Source organism: Micromonospora sp. A202, assembly GCF_006715105.1.
GTDB classification, from domain to species: Bacteria; Actinomycetota; Actinomycetes; order Mycobacteriales; family Micromonosporaceae; genus Micromonospora; species Micromonospora zamorensis.
The window spans coordinates 1,548,714-1,563,802 of sequence record NZ_VFMP01000001.1; the positions used below are offsets into that span (position 1 = coordinate 1,548,714).

12 protein-coding genes and 1 pseudogene are annotated in these 15,089 nt (G+C 70.3%); 9 read left to right on the plus strand and 4 right to left on the minus strand.

From position 1 onward, the window contains the following. Window positions 1-12: 12 nt before the first annotated feature. On the minus strand, window positions 13-474 hold the full coding sequence (locus FBZ33_RS07215) for a MarR family winged helix-turn-helix transcriptional regulator (RefSeq protein ID WP_088951553.1): 462 nt from the start codon (window positions 472-474) through the stop codon (window positions 13-15). Window positions 475-523: 49 nt separating this feature from the next. On the opposite strand from FBZ33_RS07215, the gene FBZ33_RS07220 reads away from it, so the two are divergent. Both FBZ33_RS07220 and FBZ33_RS07225 read left to right on the plus strand, forming a co-directional pair. Then, the gene (locus FBZ33_RS07220) at window positions 524-1,045 is read left to right on the plus strand and encodes a VOC family protein (protein ID WP_099851601.1); all 522 of its coding nucleotides are present in this window, start codon (window positions 524-526) and stop codon (window positions 1,043-1,045) included. A 24-nt stretch (window positions 1,046-1,069) separates the two neighbouring features. Beyond that, window positions 1,070-1,954, plus strand: coding sequence for a hypothetical protein (locus FBZ33_RS07225; RefSeq protein WP_141908441.1), 885 nt, complete (start codon window positions 1,070-1,072; stop codon window positions 1,952-1,954). 73 nt (window positions 1,955-2,027) lie between these two features. Here FBZ33_RS07225 and FBZ33_RS07230 read toward each other — a convergent pair whose 3' ends face one another. Then, window positions 2,028-2,207: a DUF4236 domain-containing protein gene (locus FBZ33_RS07230; protein ID WP_053653605.1), complete on the minus strand. Its 180-nt coding sequence runs from the start codon at window positions 2,205-2,207 to the stop codon at window positions 2,028-2,030. A 334-nt stretch (window positions 2,208-2,541) separates the two neighbouring features. Here FBZ33_RS07230 and FBZ33_RS07235 point away from each other — a divergent pair, with 334 nt between their 5' ends. Next, window positions 2,542-3,102 carry a flavin reductase family protein gene (locus tag FBZ33_RS07235; protein WP_141908442.1) on the plus strand — a complete coding sequence of 187 codons (561 nt, stop codon included), beginning with the start codon at window positions 2,542-2,544 and terminating at the stop codon, window positions 3,100-3,102. After that, window positions 3,099-3,722, plus strand: a complete 624-nt coding sequence (locus tag FBZ33_RS07240; RefSeq protein ID WP_141908443.1) for a malonic semialdehyde reductase — start codon at window positions 3,099-3,101, stop codon at window positions 3,720-3,722. The genes FBZ33_RS07235 and FBZ33_RS07240 overlap by 4 nt, the downstream gene beginning before the upstream one ends. Before the next feature lie 71 nt (window positions 3,723-3,793). On the opposite strand, the gene FBZ33_RS07245 is transcribed toward FBZ33_RS07240, so the two are convergent. Continuing rightward, window positions 3,794-5,518, minus strand: a complete 1,725-nt coding sequence (locus FBZ33_RS07245; protein ID WP_141908444.1) for an exo-alpha-sialidase — start codon at window positions 5,516-5,518, stop codon at window positions 3,794-3,796. Window positions 5,519-5,876: 358 nt separating this feature from the next. Here FBZ33_RS07245 and FBZ33_RS07250 point away from each other — a divergent pair, with 358 nt between their 5' ends. The 3 genes from FBZ33_RS07250 to FBZ33_RS07260 all read left to right on the plus strand — a co-directional run bounded on the left by FBZ33_RS07250 (window position 5,877) and on the right by FBZ33_RS07260 (window position 12,168). Then, window positions 5,877-8,219, plus strand: coding sequence for a beta-galactosidase (locus FBZ33_RS07250; protein ID WP_185755229.1), 2,343 nt, complete (start codon window positions 5,877-5,879; stop codon window positions 8,217-8,219). A 242-nt stretch (window positions 8,220-8,461) separates the two neighbouring features. Then, window positions 8,462-9,241: a DeoR/GlpR family DNA-binding transcription regulator gene (locus tag FBZ33_RS07255; RefSeq protein ID WP_088946944.1), complete on the plus strand. Its 780-nt coding sequence runs from the start codon at window positions 8,462-8,464 to the stop codon at window positions 9,239-9,241. Window positions 9,242-9,390: 149 nt separating this feature from the next. Next, the gene (locus FBZ33_RS07260; RefSeq protein ID WP_255508742.1) at window positions 9,391-12,168 is read left to right on the plus strand and encodes a TIM-barrel domain-containing protein; all 2,778 of its coding nucleotides are present in this window, start codon (window positions 9,391-9,393) and stop codon (window positions 12,166-12,168) included. 92 nt (window positions 12,169-12,260) lie between these two features. Here the strand turns inward: FBZ33_RS07260 and FBZ33_RS33270 are convergent. Then, a pseudogene (locus tag FBZ33_RS33270) lies at window positions 12,261-12,773 on the minus strand (hypothetical protein); the annotation flags it as partial. A gap of 418 nt (window positions 12,774-13,191) precedes the next feature. On the opposite strand from FBZ33_RS33270, the gene FBZ33_RS07270 reads away from it, so the two are divergent. Together FBZ33_RS07270 and FBZ33_RS07275 are read left to right on the plus strand one after the other, a co-directional pair. Beyond that, window positions 13,192-14,211: a 1-phosphofructokinase family hexose kinase gene (locus FBZ33_RS07270; RefSeq protein WP_255508743.1), complete on the plus strand. Its 1,020-nt coding sequence runs from the start codon at window positions 13,192-13,194 to the stop codon at window positions 14,209-14,211. Beyond that, a complete protein-coding gene (locus FBZ33_RS07275; RefSeq protein WP_099851612.1) occupies window positions 14,187-15,083 on the plus strand; it encodes an SIS domain-containing protein in 897 nt (298 codons plus the stop codon). Before FBZ33_RS07270 ends, FBZ33_RS07275 begins: the two co-directional genes overlap by 25 nt. The last annotated feature ends 6 nt before the right edge of the window (window positions 15,084-15,089 follow it).

A 15,089-nucleotide genomic window follows, 5' to 3' on the forward strand; every position in this document is an offset into this window, starting at 1 on the left:
GGTGTCGATTGGTCAGGATCCGGTCAGGTGCTCGGCCAACGTCTCGCTGATCCGGCGCAGCTGGTCGACCTGGGCGGGGCTCAACGCGTCGAACAGGTGCCGTCGTACCCCCTCGACGTGGCCGGGCGCGGCGGCCGCGAGGGTGGCGAAACCCTCGTCGGTGAGCACCGCGATCTGCCCTCGTCGGTCGGTGGGGCACTCCTCGCGGCGCACCCAGCCGGCGGCCTCCAGCCGGGCCACGGCGTGCGACAGCCGGCTGCGCGACGAGCCGGCGGCCTGGGCCAGCTCGCTCATCCGCAGTTGGCGGCCGGGGGCCTCGGAGAGTTGGACCAGGATCTCGTAGTACGCGTGCGGCATGCCCGCCTCGCGTTGCAGCTCGCGGTCGAGCGTGTCCATCAGCACCCGGGAGGCGGTGAGGTACGCGCGCCAGGTGCGTTGCTCGTCGGGGTCCAGCCAGCGGGTCATGACAGCCATCATATCCCCTGTAGTTGAACGTTCAACCAAACCGCGCTAGTCTCGGGTCATGGGTATCCACCGGCTCAACCACGCGGTCCTCTACGTCAGTGACCTCGCCCGCAGTGTCGCGTTCTACAGCGACGTGCTGGGCTTCCGCCCGGTGGCGATGACCCCGGACGGCTTCCGGGGTGCCACCTTCCTCCAGGCCCCCGACTCCACCAACGACCACGACCTCGGCCTGTTCGAGATCGGTGCCGCCGCCGGGCGGTCGACCGCCGGTCGGGCCACCGTCGGCCTCTACCACCTCGCCTGGGAGGTGGACACTCTCGACGAGTTGGCCGCCACCGCCGAGCGACTCGCCGCCGCCGGCGCACTGGCCGGTACCTCCGACCACGGCACGACCAAGAGCCTCTACGGCAAGGACCCGGACGGTCTGGAGTTCGAGATCGTCTGGCTGATCCCCGCCGACCTGCTCGACGACAGCGCGCTGGCCGCCCGCAAGCAGATCGGTCGGCTCGACCTGGACGCCGAGCGGCAGCGCTACGGCGGGCAGACCAGGGGCGGAGTGGGGATCTCCGTCCCGGCCTGATCGGTCGTACGGTAGAACGGACCGATGCCGACCGACCGGACCACTGATTTCCTCCGCGAGCTGCTGGTCCGCCAGTTGACGACCTGGCTGCCCGCGGCCCTGCACCGTTCCCGGCGGGCCACCGTCGCACTCGCGGGCACGACCGCGGGCAGCGCGGAGGCCGCGCTGCGCCTGGTCGCCGCGCACGGTGACCAGGTGCGCGGCCGGCAGGTGACGGTGCTGGTGCTGGCCGACGGCGCCGCCGACCTGCCGGCCCGACTCGGCCCGATCGAGGCGGAGCTGCCCGCCGAGGTCACCGTGCACCTGCTGCCCGGTGACCCATACCGGCTTCCGGTCGCCGTGAAGGCCGCCGGGGCCGCTGGCGCCCCGCTGTTCTCCTTCGTGGACCTGCCCGGCGCCGTGACGCCGAAACTGCTCACCGCCGCGACCAACGGTCGCACCGGAGAGTTGCTGCTGCACACCGGCGACAGCGCCCGTGACGCGCTCGTCTCCGCCGGCTTCCCCCTGGTCGCCGAGGTGGCGCCGGTGCTGCCGGACGGCGACGGGGCCGGCGTGATCGCATTCGGCAGCCGCTCCGACCGGAGCCTGGAGGCGGTCCGCGACGCGCTCTGGGCGATCGGCGCGGATCTCGACGTGCGTTACCGCGACCCGGCCGACCCGATGGGCGCGACTGTCGACGTGGCCGGCGATCCCGACCTCGAACCACTGATCCGCGAGCTGCTGGCCGAGCTGCGCGAGGGCGGGTCGCGGCCGGTCACCGAACTGCGCCGGCACACCCTCACCGCGACCGTCTACCGTGCCGTCGACGCCAACCGGGCGCTCGCCGACCTGCTCGACGCGGGTGAGGTGCGGCGCGACCGCGAGGCCGGCAAGCTGGCCGGTGACGAGATCATCGCCCTGGCGCGCTGAGCATTCCGCACCCCCGCAGACGCCGAGCGGGGTGCCGGTGAATCACCGGCACCCCGCTCGACTCCCGGGATGATTACGACCGGGACTTGTCCTGCTTCCAGGACAGCGGACCCGGCAGGTCGACCCGGTGCGCCTTGGCCTTCGAGTTCCAGGACCAGCGGCCGATCTTGATGCTCCACGAGGAGAAGCCGTTCTCGGTGAAGTTCAGGATGATCGGACCGTACTTCTTGCGCTTGCGAAACATGAGGCCCATCGGAGGTCTCCCCTCGTCACCGTTCCCTGCCGTGTCGAGATCGAACATGCCCGAACCGACAACTTTTGAAACCCTCTCAATGTCCGTCCTCGACAGTGCTCCGCCGCGTACCCGAATCTCTATCCAACAGATAGGTGTTGCGGCACGGTAAACGCTGTTGAGGGCACTCCGTAACATCGGCAGCGCCGAAAATCTCATCTGCTGGAAGACCGTTGACCGCTCGATCCCGTGCCCGGCAACATGAGGTCATGTCGCAGGGGGATGAGCTTCTCCTCACCGCTCGTGTGCACGTCGATCTGGTCCGGCACGCGAGGCGCGTCACCCTGGTGTCGGCGTGACCACGGTCGAGCGTCCGACGACGGACGCCGCCGAGCTGCGGCCGGTGAGCCGGGACCTGTTCCGTGCCCTGCTGCGTCGGCAGGCCACCAGCGTCACAGTGGTCACCGCTGTTGCCCGCGCCAACGACCCCGCCTGCCTGGGTGGGAATGGCGCACCGGTCCGGGCGGGGTTCACCGCCACGTCGTTCACCTCGGTGTCGCTGGATCCGCCGCTCGTCTCGTTCTGCCTCGGGACGGCGTCGTCGAGCTGGCCGGTGCTGGCCCGAGCCGAGCACGTCGCGGTGCACCTGCTGGCCGCCGGGCAACGGGATGCCGCCGCCGTCTTCGCCACCAGCGGCATCGACAGGTTCGCCGCGTACCCGGACTGGACGCCCGGGCCCTTCGGGGTGCCGTTGCTGACCGGAGTGCTGGCCCGGCTGCTCTGCCGGGTGGTGCACCGGGTGCCGGCCGGCGACCACACGCTGGTGATCGCCGAGCCGCTCGCGTTGGGCGACGGCGGGAACGGCGCACCGCTGGTGCACCACCAGGGCCGCTACACCACGGCGGTCGAGGTGTGAGCGCACCGACCACGCCGGACCTGCTCGCGTTGGACCGGGCCGCCCAGGACCTGCTGTTCCGGGCGGCCCACACGGCCAGCACGTTCACCGACGAGCCGGTCACCGACGCCCAGATCGCGGCGATCCACGACCTGATCCGGTACGGGCCGACCGCCTACAACGGCCAGCCCCTGCGGGTGCTGCTGCTCCGCTCACCGGCGGCGCGCGCCCGACTGCTGCCGTACGTCTCCAGCAGCAACCGGGCCAAGACGGCCGCCGCTCCGTTGACAGCGGTCCTCGCCGCCGACGTGGACTTCCACCAGCGGCTGCCCGAGCTGTATCCGCACCGTCCGCAGGCGCGGCACTGGCTGGCCGACCGGGCGGCGCGGGTCGAGCAGGCCCGGTTCAACGCCACCCTGCAGATCGGCTACCTGATCGTCGGTGTCCGCGCGGCGGGTCTCGCCGCCGGGCCGATGGCGGGCTTCGACGCCGCAGGCGTGCGGCGGGAGTTCTTCCCCGACGGTTGCCACGAAGTGCTGCTCCTGCTCAATCTCGGGCATCCCGGCCCCGAGACCTCGCACGAACGTCTGCCCCGGCTGGACACCGGTGAGGTGATCCGCACCCTCGACGATGCCGGCTGAGCGGTGGCCGGGGAAAAGAGCCGTCCCCGGTGTCGGCGTGGTGCCGGCACCGGGGACGGGAGTTTCGCGGATCAGGCGCCCTTGACCCAGTCCACTGTGAAGCGGGCGAAGAAGATGCCTCCGGTGTTGCCCACCTCGTACAGGTTGCCGATCGTGCCGTCGTTCAGCACGGCCATCGTGGAGTAGCCCGCACCGCCGGGCTTGACCAGTGCCCGCGCCGGCCAGCTGGCACCGTCGTCAGTGGACAGCCGGACGGTGAGGTCGTTGCGCGCGGCCGGGGCCGCGTTGTTGCTGAACAGCGCGGTACGGGTCCGCACCGGCGCGCCGTTCGTGCCCAGCTCCGACGGACGCAGGTAGGAGATCTCGTCGGCGTTGCAGAGCGGATCGGTCAGCAGGGCGCTGGCCGTGGCCGGGCCGAACGTCGCGCCGCCGTCGGTGGAGGTGGAGTAGAACCGGCTACGGGTGCTGTTGTGCCGCATGTTCTGCACGATCGCCCCGGTGCCACGCTCGATCGCCTTGCTCTCGTTGATGTTGCCGCCGGCGGGTCCACCGCGCTGCCACGTCGCGCCGTTGTCGTCGCTGTAGATGTTTCCGGTCTGGGTGAGACCCGCGCCGTCCCGGTAGACGAACGGCTGGATCAGGCGCCCGGTGCTGCTCTGGATGCCGTGACCGGAGGAGAAGAACGCCTGCTGCCACGTCGGTACCTTGATGGTCGGGTTCAGCTCGACCGGAGCACTCCAGGTGGCGCCGTTGTCCCTGCTGGTGATGTATTGCAGGTGCAGGCTGTTCGGGTCGTTCGCGGTGTTGAGACCGGATGAGCCGGACCAGAAGCTGATGCCCGGCTTGGGGGAGTAGGTGTAGAAGCAGTAGACGACGCCGGTCTTGCGGTCCACCAGCAGGCTGGGGTCGCCCGCTCCCTCGCTCGTGGTGGCGGGGGCGTGGATGATGCGCGGCTGGTCGAAGGTGCGACCGCCGTCGGTGCTGCGGGTCATGGCGATCTGGATGTTGTTGGTGCCGCCACCCAGGTCGTACGAGCCGTTGATCCGGGCGTCTGCGACGGCGATGACGGTGCCGTTGTTGGTGACGGCCATGCCCGGGATGCGGACCGAGGCGGAGGTGCCGTCGTAGCGGCCGTTGGGCCCGTTGAGGTTGCGGATGACGGACTGCGTGCTGATGACCGTCGTGGCGTTCATCTGCGGGGTGCCGGCGGCCAGGCCGCACCCGGCGGTTCCCCGCAGGGTGCTGTCGAAACCGGGGGCGGTGACCCGCAGGGTGTACGCGGTACCGGCGCCGACCGTCCAGTAGTGCAGGTAGTTCCCGCCGGCGGCGATGGTGCGCGTCCACGGGGATCCGGTGCGCCCGGGCCAGGCGACTGTGAAGTCCCGGGCGGTGGTGGTGCGGTTCTCCACCGCGAGCTGGAGCCGGCCTGCCGTGCAGTCGTAGCTGGCGACCGCGGACATGCCGGTGCCGCAGTGGAAGATGCCGGCGGAGGTGTCGTCCAGTCCGGTCGGCGTGGTCGTGCGCAGCGTGTACGCCGTGCCCGCCGGCAGGGTCCAGTACAGCTCGTTACTGCTGCTGCCGGCGGCAACCGTGCGGGTCCAGGGGGAGTTGGTGCGGCCCGGCCAGGTGACGGTGAAGGTCTGCGAGGTGGTGCTGCCGTTGGTGAGCCGCAGGTTGAGCCGGCCGGTCGTGCAGTCGGCGCTGGCGGTCGCGCTCACACCGGCGGGGGCGGCGTGAGCTGGCGTGGCGGGCAGGATCGCGGCCACGCCGAGGACGGCGACCACGACCGCCGTCACTCGGCGCGTCAGTACTCGGACAGGAGACACGGGGGATGTCCTTCCGGGGACGGGGGTGAGGAACGGAGAAGTTAGCCATAAGACGTCGGATATCTGACGTCCAAGACGCTAAGGGGCGCCGGGCGGGTCGTCAATAGATCGACGCTCGGGTACCCGTGGCGGCTACCAAATGCGGGCGTGCGGGCTCGATCGCGGACGCAGATGATCGAAGATGCAAAACGAGCTTAGATATTTACATCATGTTGCATCGTCTGGCAGGCTCGCTCTACATCGATCATTGTCGACACGCTGGCAACCCGGCCCGTCCGGCCCTCGGCCGCCGCCGGCGTGCCAACGATGCCTGTCCGAAGGAGACACCATGCAACGGCGCCAACTCCTCACCCTGGGTGTGCTCAGTCCGTTCGCGGCGATGCTGGCGTCGGGCGGCCCGGCCGGTGCTGCGGCCGCGGCGCAGGTCTTCGGGTTCTCCGCCGATGGCAGCAACTTCCTGCTCAACGGTCAGCCGTTCCAGATCCGCAGCGGGGAGATGCACCCGTCCCGCATCCCTGTGCAGTACTGGCGTCACCGGATCCAGATGGCCAAGGCGATGGGCATGAACACGATCGCCATCTACGTGATGTGGAACCACATCGAGGAACGGCCGGGCGTCTTCGACTTCACCACCGACCGGAGGGACATCGCCGGCTTCATCCGGCTGTGTCAGGCCGAGGGCATGTACGTGCTGCTGCGTCCCGGCCCCTACGTCTGCGCCGAGTGGGACCTCGGTGGCCTGCCGCCGTACCTGCTGCGCAACCCGAACATCAGGTTGCGAGTGCGCACCGCCTCCGACCTCAACTACATGGCGGCCGTCATGCGCTACGTCAACGCGCTCGCCGCGCAGGTCAGGCCGCTCATGGTGGCCAACGGTGGGCCGATCCTGATGGTCCAGATCGAGAACGAGTACGGGTCGTACGGCAGCGACGCCGTCTATCTCGAGGAACTGCGGCAACTGTGGCTGGCCGCCGGGATCACCGGGCCGTTCTACACCGAGGACGGGCTCGGCCAGGTGCAGGGCAACCGAACGGTCGTGGCCGGCGGTGCGATCGCACTCAGCGGTGGTGACGCGGCGGCCATCGCCGCGGCCCGGCAGTCCTTCCCGACCGTCCCGGCCATGTCCGGCGAGCTCTACACGGGCTGGTTGACGCACTGGAGCGACGGTGGCTTCGCCGGGTCGAACACCGACATCTCCATCCAGCTGCGGGGCCTGATGGCCGGCAGGCTGTCGTTCAACCTCTACATGATCCACGGCGGGACGAACTTCGGGTACTCCGCGGGCGCGAACGCCGCCGACAACGGGACCGGCTACCAGGCGGACATCACCAGCTACGACTACGGCGCGCCGATCAACGAACAGGGCGGCCCGTCGCGGCTGTACCCCACCTACCGCGAGATCATCGGCACGGCCCTCGGGGTGACGCTGCCGGCCGTGCCCGCGCCGAACCCCACCATCGTGCGTACCGGCGGTCAGGCGGTGGTGCCGACGCCGTACGCCTCGCTGTGGGACAACCTGCCCGCCGCGCTGTCGACGCAGACGAACCCCCAACCGATGGAGATGTACGGCCAGAACTCCGGCTTCATGCTGTACCGCCGGGTCCTGCCCGGCTACACCCGGGCGACGCTGGACATCAGGTCGGTGCGCGACTACGCGACGGTGTTCCTCGACGGCGTCTACCAGGGCGGTCTGTCCCGAAGCAACCTCCCGGCGGCCTACACGACCCCGCTCGGGGTGACCGTGCAGGACGCGCCGCTGGCGTTGAAGACCTCGGCCAGTGGCAGTCCCACGCTCGACATCCTGGTGGAGGGCATGGGCCGCAACAACTTCGGTCAGGCCCTGGTCGACCGCAAGGGCATCACGGAACGGGTGTCGCTCGTCGACGCGGGCACCCTGACCGGCACGCTGACCAACTGGCAGACCCACCTGCTCCCCGGCGACGAGGCGTTCGTGGCCGGCCTCCGTCCGGTGATCACCAACAGCTCGCGGCCCGGCATCTTCTTCAAGGCCACGGTGAATCTCGCCCAGACCGGCGACACGTACCTCGACATGTCCCGGTGGACCAAGGGTGTGGTCTGGGTCAATGGTCGTAACCTCGGCCGCTACTGGAAGGTGGGGCCACAGCAGCGGCTCTACTGCCCGGCGCCGTGGCTGCGGGTGGGGGCCAACGAGATCGTCGTCTTCGACCTGCACCAGGTGCAGGCGCAGCCGATCTCCTTCGAGGCAACATTGAGCGGCCAGTCGGGCGCCGTCCGCCACACGGTGGTCAACCGGGCCAGCGGCAAGGCCCTCGACGTGCCGGACCTGTCCCGGGTCACCGGCGTGCAGTTGATCCAGTGGACCCCCAACGGCGGGACCAACCAGGCGTGGTTGATGGCTGGCGCGGTGGGTGGCGTCACCACGATGACCAGCGTCAACTCCGGACTGCTGGCGGACGTCGAGGCCGGCTCCACGGCTGAGGGGGCGCGGGTCATCCAGTGGAGCGCGACCGGCGGCGGCAACCAGCAGTGGCGGGTCGTCACCGCCACCGGCGACTTCGTGAAACTCGTCAACGTGCAGACCGGCAAGGTCCTCGCCGTGGCCGGCGGGGCCACCACCAACGGTGCCGCCATCGTGCAGCAGAGCGACACCGGCAGCGCCTCCCAGCAGTGGCGGCTCACCCCGAGCTGATGCCCCGGGCCACATGACACCGGCCGGACCAGCGGTTCGGCCGGGACGGTGAGGGCCGGGCAGGCGACCGGCTGCGGTGCGGCGACCGCAGAGGTCACCTACCGGCCCTCACCGGCACTGGCTCGCCGACGCGTGATGTCCACCCCGCGCTCCCGGGCCCGCTCCGCCGTGGTGCGGTACGGAACTTTGCATCAGGGATGCAAGGATGGGCGCATGGGCGGGCCGAGCGACCGGAGTGAGACGTGAACCAGCGCGAGCGGTGGCACCGGCTCCTGGAGATGGTCGCGGTCGAGGGTCAGCTCGACATCGAGTCCACCGCCCGCGAGCTGGGCGTGAGCACGGCGACCGTCCGACGTGACTTCGACGAGCTCGCCACGCAGCAGTTGGTGACGCGTACCCGGGGCGGCGTGGTCGTCACGAACGTGTCCTACGACCTGCCGCTGCGATACAAGGCGGTCCGGCAGGCATCGGAGAAGCAGCGCATCGCCGCGGCAGCCGTCGCACTGATTCCGCCGGGGAGCACGGTGGGACTCAACGGGGGCACCACGACGACCGAGGTGGGCCGGGCTCTCGCGCTGCGCACCGACCCGAACGGGCAGACGACGGCGAACACGGTGGTGACCAACGCGCTGAACATCGCCCACGAACTCATCGTGCGGCCGCACATCCGGGTGGTGCTCACCGGTGGGACGGCCCGCCCGCAGTCGTACGAGCTGGTCGGCCGAATCGCGGAGACGATGCTCGCGTCCGTGGCGCTGGACGTGGTCGTGTTGGGGGTGGATGCGATCGACCACCAGCACGGCGCCAGCGCGCACAACGACGGCGAGGCGGCGGTCAACCACGTCATGGTGACCAGCGCCGCGCGGACGATCGTCGTGGCGGACGCCTCGAAGCTGGGCCGCCGGAGCTTCAACCGGATCTGTCCGTTGGGCAACATCGACACCCTGATCACGGACAGGGCGGCGGATCCGGAGCAGGTGAGCCTCGTCGAGCAGGCCGGGGTGAAGGTGGTGCGGGTCTGACGCGCGTCTCTCGACGGCAAAGATGGAACTCGATGCGAAATCGTCGCCGATTTCTTGCATCTTGAGTCAAGTGGGTGCAGCATCCCTGCTTATCGGCCCTCGTGAATGTCTGGAGCCGCGTCGACCCCTCACCACACCGGGAGAAAACGATGATCTGGTCATCGCTGCCCGCGTTCCGTCGCCCCCGCACCGCCGTCCGGGCCGCCGTCGTGGCCCTCATCCTGCTCGCCGCGATGCTGCAAGCCGTACCCGCTCATGCCGGCACACCGGGAAGCGCCACCGGCCTCACGCGGGCCGGGAACACGTACACCATCGCCACCAACACGGCCGCCCGCATCCGGGTGACGCTGACACGCGCGGACATCTTCCGCGTCTGGGCGGCACCCAACGGCACATTCACCGAACCGGCGGCGAACGAGATCACCGTACGGACCGACTTCGGCGGGGTCGCCAGCACGGTGACCGACGACGGCACCGCCTTCCGCATCACCACCGCGGCGGTGGTCATCCGGATCAACAAGAACCCCCTGACCATGCAGGTCCTCCGCCCGGACGGGCGGCCGGTCTGGCGAGAGGCACAACCGCTGGACTGGTCCGCCGGCCGGACCACGCAGCGGCTGGTACGCGACGCGGACGAGCAGTTCTACGGCACCGGCCTGCGGCTGGGCGAGTGGGCGCTCCGCGACAAGACGGTGCCCATCGCCGTGGACAACCAGTGGCGGGAGAACACGAACGCCAGCCCGGCGCCCTTCTACCTGTCCACCAACGGCTACGGCGTCCTGCGCAACACCTGGGCAGCCGGCTCCTACGGCTTCACCGCACCGGTGACCACCACCCACAACGAGGAACGCTTCGACGCGTACTACTTCGTGGGTGATTCGCTCAAGGCGGTGCTCGGCGCGTACACCGACGTGACCGGCAAGCCGTTCCTGAGCCCGATGTGGGGCCTCGAACTCGGCAACGCGGACTGCTTCAACGCGTCCAACCCCACCTACCAGGGCGACCACAACCGGGCCGGGCACCAGCGAACTCCCGACGTGCTGGCGTACGCGCGGGAAGCCCGGGCCAGGAACATGCCGTCCGGGTGGCTCCTGCCCAACGACGGGTACGGCTGCGGCTACACCGACCTGCCGTCGACAGTGGCGGGCGCCAAGGCACTCGGCTTCCAGACCGGTCTGTGGACATCCACCGGGCTCGGGTCCATCGACTCGGAGGTCGGCACCGCCGGCTCGCGCGGCGTGAAGACCGACGTCGCCTGGGTGGGCGGCGGTTACCGCGACGCGTTCCGTGGTGTGCAACAGGCTGTGGACGGCATCGAGCGGAACTCCGACGCGCGCCGCTACGTGTGGACCGTCGACGGCTGGGCCGGTAGCCAGCGCAACGCCGTTGTCTGGACCGGTGACACGTACGGCCGGTGGGACGACATGCGGTGGACCGTGCCGGCCGTAGCCGGCGCGGGGCTGTCCGGCTTCAACTACGCCACCGGCGACGTCGACGGAATCTTCGGTGGCAGCCCGAACACCTACGTGCGGGACCTGCAGTGGAAGTCGTTCACGCCGGCCTTCATGACGATGTCCGGCTGGGGCGCGACCAACCCGGCGCCCGGCTACCAGGACAAGCAGCCATGGCGCTATGCCGAGCCGTACCTGTCGATCAACCGCAGGTACCTCCAGCTCAAGATGCGGCTGATGCCGTACCACTACACGATGAGTCGCGTGGCCAGCGTGACCGGCGTGCCGGCGACCCGGGCCCTGGTGCTGGAATATCCCAACGACCCGGTCGCCCACGGCAACGCCACCGCCGGGGAGTTCATGGCGGGCGACGCCTTCCTCGTGGCGCCGGTGGTCTCCGACACCGAGTTGCGCGACGGCATCTACCTGCCGGCCGGCACCTGGACCGACTACTGGACCGGGCGGGTGTACCAGGGGCCACTCACGCTGAACGGGTACGCCGCACCGCTCGACCGGCTGCCCCTGTTCGTCAAGGGCGGTTCCATCGTGCCGATGTGGCCGCAGATGAATTACACCGGCGAGAAACCGGTCTCCACACTCACCTACGACCTGTATCCGCGCGGCGCGTCGAGCTTCACGCTCTACGAGGACGACGGCATCACCCGCGCCTACCGGAACGGGGCCTATGCCACCCAGCAGGTCCAGATGACGGCCCCGGCGTCCGGCACCGGAACGGTCACCGTGGACGTGGGCGCCTCCACCGGCACGTACGCCGGTAAGCCGTCGTCGCGGTCCTACGAGTTCAGCGTGCACCTGGCGGGTGCTCCGCAGGCGGTCACGGTCGCCGGCCGGACGCTGCCGCCGCTGAGCACGCGCGCCGCCTACGACTCGGCCAGCAGCGGATGGTTCTACGCGGACGGAGTTCTGTGGATCAAGGCCGGTGCGCGGAACACCGCGTTCCAGACCCGGATCGACGGCGCCGTGCTGCCGGTCGCCGGCACCAGTACGACGCCGCCGCCGATCCCGAGGGACGGCTGGCGCCTCGTGTACGCCGACAGCGAGGAGACCAGCGCGGAGAACGGCGCTGCCACCAACGCCTTCGACAATAACCCGGCCACCTTCTGGCACACCGCCTGGTCGTCGACGGCCGCACCCCTGCCGCACGAGATCCAGATCGATCTGGGTGCCACGTACCGGATGGATGGACTGCGGTACCTGCCACGGCAGGACGGGGGAGTGAACGGCCGGATCGGCCGCTACGAGGTGTACGTCTCGGACAGCCCGAGCAACTGGGGCACCCCGGTGGCGTCGGGGACGTTCGCCGACACGTCGACGCAGAAGGTGGTGCCGTTCGGCGCTTTCCGCAGCGGCCGGTACGTGCGGCTGCGGGCACTGAGCGAGGCTGGCGCCCGGGGTCCGTGGACGACGATGGCCGACCTGGCGATCACCGGAACCGCGGCGGCGTCGGGGAGCTGATCCCCGCGCGGTCCGTCGGACAGGGTTGCCGCCCTGTCCGACGGGCCACGGCCAGAACCGGGACCGAAGACGGGACTAGGACAGTCCGCCATCGAGACACCGAAGTAGCAGCGGTGGAAGGCGTTGCCGCTCACCTTGAGCCGGTAGCCGAAGTAGTCGTCCGCCGTCGACCCGGTGACCGCCAGGCCGGCACCGCGCCAGTTCGTGAAGTCGCAGTCCAGGATCCGGACGCCGGTGCTGCGGCTGATCCGTATGCCGACGTGCGCGAACTGCGGTGCTGAGTCGACCGGGCTGGCCTGGCGTCCGAGGAAGTGGACTCCGCTGATGGTGACACTGCTGCGACCCGCGATGGACAGGGCGCCGGTCTGATCGTTGGCGACGGTGACCGTCGCGCCGTTGCCGACGATGACGCAGCGATCGGGCAGCGCGACAGAAGCGGTAAGGGTGTACGTGGCACCGGGTGTGAGCTGCACCTGGGGCGTGCGGGCGAGGACGGCGTTCCAGTCGTCGGTGACGCCGAGGACCGGGAGGGACGTCGAAACGATCGCGGCGTCGGCCCGGCCGGGCGGCGCGACGGCGGCGAGGGCACCGGCGGCACCCGCCACAGCGACCGCGCGGCGGGATTCCTGTGGTCATGGTTGTCCTTCGGACAGCGGGGGAATTGTCCTACGTCAGATGTCGGACGAACTTACGAGCCTTATCGATAGTCGTCAAGGGCTCCCGACGCCGGGGTGGGCCGTCCGTGCGGGCGTCTGAGGTGTGAGATCTGTGCAACTTTCTGCAATATCCGTGTCGTCCGCGTGGCAGCTCACCAACCTGCTCCGACGCCTCGCCACCCCTCGCTGATCCTCGTGCCTGTGGGATGGCCCAACGGCGTGCACCAGGTCCAAGCCGGTTGGGAGACCTTGACGGCAGTAGGCGCAGATCCTAGGGTCTGCAACATCCTGATTGATACAGGCGCTCGGATGTCACGAAAGATCATGCGTGCTCGTGTAGCCGGCATCCGCCGGAGGAGGCGGCCAGATGACGATCGAAGACCCGCCGCGGGTCCGGGGTCGGGGCGACCTGATCATCTCGGTGGCGCTCAATCCGGCCCTGGACATCACCTACACCGTTCCCGAGCTGGTCCCGGACACGTCGCACCGGGTCACCGGCGTGGTCGCCCGTGCCGGGGGCAAGGGCCTGAACGTCGCCCGGGTGCTGCGTCAACTGGGCGCCGAGGCAGTGGTCCTGGGTCTGCTCGGCGGTGCCTCCGGCGAGCACATCGAAGCGGAACTGGCGGCGGCCGGCGTGCCGGCGCAGTTCACCCGCCTCGGCGCGGAGACCCGTCGGACGGTGACCGTCCTCGCGCAGGGCACGGCGACCGTCCTCAACGAACCTGGCCCGCACGTCACCGAGGCGCAGTGGGCGGCGTTCCGGGACGCGTTCGCCGAGCGGGTGCGGGCCGCACGGGTGGTGGTGCTGTCCGGCAGCCGGCCGCCGGGCGTACCCGAGACCGCGTACGCCGATCTCGTCACCATCGCGCGAGCCGCCGGGGCCGAGACCATCGTGGACGCCGACGGCCCCGCACTGCGGCATGCCCTGGCCGCTGGACCGGCGTTGGCGAAACCGAACGCCCACGAGGCGGCCGACCTGCTCGGCCGCTCGGTACGCACCCGCGAGGACGCCGTGGCGGTGGCGCACCGGCTCGTTCGAAGCGGCGCCACCGCCGGCGTGGTGTCCCGCGGCGCGGACGGATTCGTGGCGGTCACCGGCGGGGCCGCCTACAGCGTCCGTGCGCCCGAACGGGTGTCCGGCAACCCGACCGGCGCGGGCGATGCCCTCGCGGCCGTGCTCGCGTACGGGCTCCTCACCCGCGCGCCCTGGCGGGACGTCCTCGCCCAGGGCGCGGCCGTCTCGGCGGCAGCCGTCGCCTGCCCGTGGGCGGGCGAGTACGACGAGGACGTGGCTTCCCGGCTGCTGCCCGGAACCACAGTGGAAAAGCTGGAAGAACACCGCACCGACAGAGAGCAGGAACCGTGTCGCACGTCGCCTCCGAGATAGCCTCCCAACCCGAGACGTGGCGTCGCGCCGCGGACCTGGTCGCCCAGCCGGGCGTGGCGCGGGCGCTGCCCCAGCCCGGTGAGCGCGTCGCCGTCGTCGGCTGCGGCACGTCGTACTTCATGGCGCAGAGTTTCGCGACGCTGCGCGAGTCGGCGGGCCAGGGGGAGACCGACGCCTTCGCCGCCTCGGAGTTTCCCTCCGGGCGGCGGTACGACCGCGTCGTCGCCATCACCCGCTCCGGCACCACCACCGAGGTGATCCGGCTCCTTGAGCAGCTGCCGCGCGGCAGCCGCTCGACCGTGATCACGACCGATGCCGACCGGCCGGTGAGCCGGCTCGTGAGTGACTGCGTCGTCCTCGACTTCGCCGACGAACAGTCAGTGGTGCAGACCCGCTTCGCCACGACCGCGCTCGCCGCTTGGCGCGCCGGCCTCGGAGAGGACCTGACCGAGCCGATCGAACAGGCGCGCGCCCAGCTGAACACGCCGGTCGACCCGGACGTCGTCGGTCGGAGCCAGTTCACCTTCCTCGGCACCGGCTGGACCGTGGGGTTGGCGCACGAGGCGGCCCTCAAGCTGCGGGAGGCCGCACAGATGTGGGCCGAGTCGTACCCGGCGATGGAGTTCCGGCACGGCCCGATCAGCGTGGTGGACCACCGGTCCGTGGTCTGGATCTTCGGGCCGGTGGTCCCCGGCCTCCGCGATGATCTGGCCGCCACGGGCGCGATCGTCGTGCACGAGGACGTCGACGCCATGGCGCACCTCACCACCGCGCAGCGGCTCGCGGTCGAGCTCGCGAACCGCCGCGGCCTGCACCCGGACCAGCCCCGGCTGCTCACCCGGTCCGTCGTCCTGACCGCGCCGGTTGCCTGAGGACCA

Bases quoted from the DNA above. Each gene is read 5' to 3' on its own strand.
- FBZ33_RS07270 (WP_255508743.1), top strand. From the start codon at position 13,192: ATGACGATCGAAGACCCGCCGCGGGTCCGGGGTCGGGGCGACCTGATC.
- FBZ33_RS07260 (WP_255508742.1), top strand. From the start codon at position 9,391: ATGATCTGGTCATCGCTGCCCGCGTTCCGTCGCCCCCGCACCGCCGTC.
- FBZ33_RS07225 (WP_141908441.1), top strand. From the start codon at position 1,070: ATGCCGACCGACCGGACCACTGATTTCCTCCGCGAGCTGCTGGTCCGC.
- FBZ33_RS07230 (WP_053653605.1), bottom strand. From the start codon at position 2,207: ATGGGCCTCATGTTTCGCAAGCGCAAGAAGTACGGTCCGATCATCCTG.
- FBZ33_RS07250 (WP_185755229.1), top strand. From the start codon at position 5,877: ATGCAACGGCGCCAACTCCTCACCCTGGGTGTGCTCAGTCCGTTCGCG.
- FBZ33_RS07220 (WP_099851601.1), top strand. From the start codon at position 524: ATGGGTATCCACCGGCTCAACCACGCGGTCCTCTACGTCAGTGACCTC.
- FBZ33_RS07215 (WP_088951553.1), bottom strand. From the start codon at position 474: ATGGCTGTCATGACCCGCTGGCTGGACCCCGACGAGCAACGCACCTGG.